The organism is Thiohalophilus sp., assembly GCF_031581315.1.
Lineage (GTDB): Bacteria > Pseudomonadota > Gammaproteobacteria > UBA6429 > Thiohalophilaceae > Thiohalophilus.
On the sequence record NZ_JAVLAZ010000158.1, the window covers coordinates 1 to 2,624 of the forward strand.

A 2,624-nucleotide genomic window follows, 5' to 3' on the forward strand; every position below is an offset into this window, starting at 1 on the left:
ACTTGAAACGGCTCTGGAATCATGCGCCCGGGAACCGGTGCATATCCCCGGAGCGATCCAGCCCCAGGGCTGTCTGATCAGCCTGGATGATACCTTTAGCCGGATTCTTCAGGTCAGCGCGAATATCAACCACTGTCTGAATGTTGCGCCTGAACAGGCCCTGCAAAGCTCTCCACAACAACTGCTGGGCAAACAGCTGGTTCAGCGCCTGCAACGTGCGTTGAAAGACCCCGCATTTTCAACCACGGCCCTGCGGACAACTCGCCGCTTTGGTGAGCAAACCCAACGCTATAATGTGCTGATTTATCGCAGTGGTACCCGGCTGGTACTGGAATTCGAACAGCTGCACCACAGTAGCCGTCATCACCTGCTGCCGGCCGTGAATGACTGGCTCGACCGTTTTGCGCGCGAAACCGAAAGCCAGGCACTGCTCGATACCCTGACCGAGGGAATACGCGAGCTAACCGGGTACGAGCGGGTCATGGTTTATCACTTTGATAACGAGTGGCATGGCACCGTCATCGCCGAGAGTCTCCGCGGACAGGCCCACAGCTTTCTGGGCCACCACTTTCCCGCCAGTGACATACCACCCCAGGTGCGAGTGCTGTACGACATCAATCCGATCCGCAGCATTCCCGATTCCGGCGTCACGAGCGTGCCACTGTTACCGGCCGAGGATCCCGACAACGGCCCCCTGGATCTGTCGCAGGGTATTTTGCGCGCGGTCTCCCCCATTCATCTTGCCTATCTACAGAACATGGGCGTACAGGGGGCACTCTCCATCGCGCTTCATAACCAGCAACAGTTGTATGGTCTGGTCGCCGCCCATGCGTTACATCCCCGCACGCTATCACCCGACGTGCGCGATGCCGCCCGCTCCCTGGTCCAGGCCGCCACCCAGCGGCTGTTTTTGATCAAAGCTCACGGCGAGGCACGGTTTTTACAACAGGTACGCGACAGTCAGGCACTGCTCGCCGAGACTCGTGGCCAGTTGCGTGAACCGGCAACCATTCTTCAAGAGCATGGTTACGACTGGCTGGAACTGTTCCGGGCCTGCGGCTGCGCCCTGGTTTATCCAAAACATACCCTCGGTCTGGGCCGGGTACCGGATCAAGCAACCCTGAAAAAAATCGCCGCCTGGCTGGATCATGAATATCCAGGCAACGGCACCTGGCAGAGTAACGAGCTGCGACGCACCGGACTGGCGGGATTGATGGATAACCAGGACGCCTGTGGCCTGCTAGCTACTCCATTACCATTGGGTCGAAAGAATACAGGCTGGTTACTGCTATTGCGCACCGAGCATATCAAAACTCAACTGTGGGCCGGCAACCCGGAAAAACCACTGCACGAGGACGAAGACGGCATGCGGCTTTCACCCCGGCACTCTTTTGCAACCTGGGCACAGCAGGTAACCGGCCAGAGCCAGGCATGGAGTGCAATAGAACAGCGGGCAATCATCGATCTGGCCGAACATCTCGCAGTCGCCATTTCCGCCCATGAAATCGCCCAACTCAACGAACAGCTCGAACACCTGGCCCATACCGATGCTCTGACTGGAATCCGTAACCGCTTATACACCGAGAACACCATCGACACAGAAATCAGCGCCGCCAAACGCTATGGTCGCCCCTGTAGTGTCCTGCTGTTCGATATCGATCATTTCAAACAGGTCAATGATACGCATGGTCATGATGCGGGTGACAAAGTTCTGGTCACCCTTAGCGAGATTATCACCCGAAGTCTACGTCCTACCGACTACTTTGGTCGCTGGGGCGGTGAAGAATTTATGGTGGTTGCCGGTAACTGCGCTCTGGAGAATGCGGCGCAACTGGCAGAACGCCTGCGTCAGGCTGTCGAAAGCTGCGATTTTGGCCCGATTGGCAATATTACCGCCAGTTTTGGGGTGGCCACCTGGACCGCCGATGATACCCGTCGGACGCTGGCCAAGCGCGCGGATCAGGCTATGTATCGCGCCAAGGAGACAGGCCGTAACCGGGTGGTGAGCGAAGCCGATGCCGGGACAACTTCCGACTGACCCACACGCCGCTTTTTTACCAACAGCGAAGGCTGATGGTCGATGCAGAATACAGTCCGGCCCGGAACTGTACATAAACTCAATAACAAACCACGAAGACACGAAGTCTCGAAGCGGATTAATTTTTTCTTCGTGTCTTCGCGCCTTCGTGGTTATGTTTTTTTAAAAACCAGGTATCATGCAAGCTATCGTCTGTGTGACCTCCGATTTGATTAAAGAAGGCCATTTTCTAACGAAGCACGCCAGGACGTCAGAGCCTGTTTGTATCGCGCCGACAAGGCGGCGGTTTACCAGGATTTAATTAATCTTTCTTCGTGTCTTCGCGCCTTCGTGGTTATGTTTTTTAAAAACCAGGTATCATGCAAGTTATCACCAGCGTGACCTCCGGTTTGATTTGTGCGCAACTTTTTGCGCCGGCAAATAAAAAGGGCGACATGAAGTCGCCCTTTTGCTGCGTCGTTAAACGGCTCGTTTAACTGGCTTGCGCGGCGCCTTCCAGCACTGCTTTGGCCGCCGGTACGGCCACGCCGCTTTTGATCGGCGCGTTCATCTTGCTCAGCACCTCGTCCAGCGAGTTGAGACAGTA

Annotated in this window: 1 protein-coding gene; it reads left to right on the top strand. The window is 55.9% G+C overall.

Translation table 11 applies throughout. The features are described 5' to 3' along the window. The coding region (locus RI563_RS13085; protein WP_310694825.1) for a diguanylate cyclase at positions 1-2,038 on the top strand (2,038 nt) is incomplete at its 5' end. Positions 2,039-2,624: the final 586 nt, after the last annotated feature.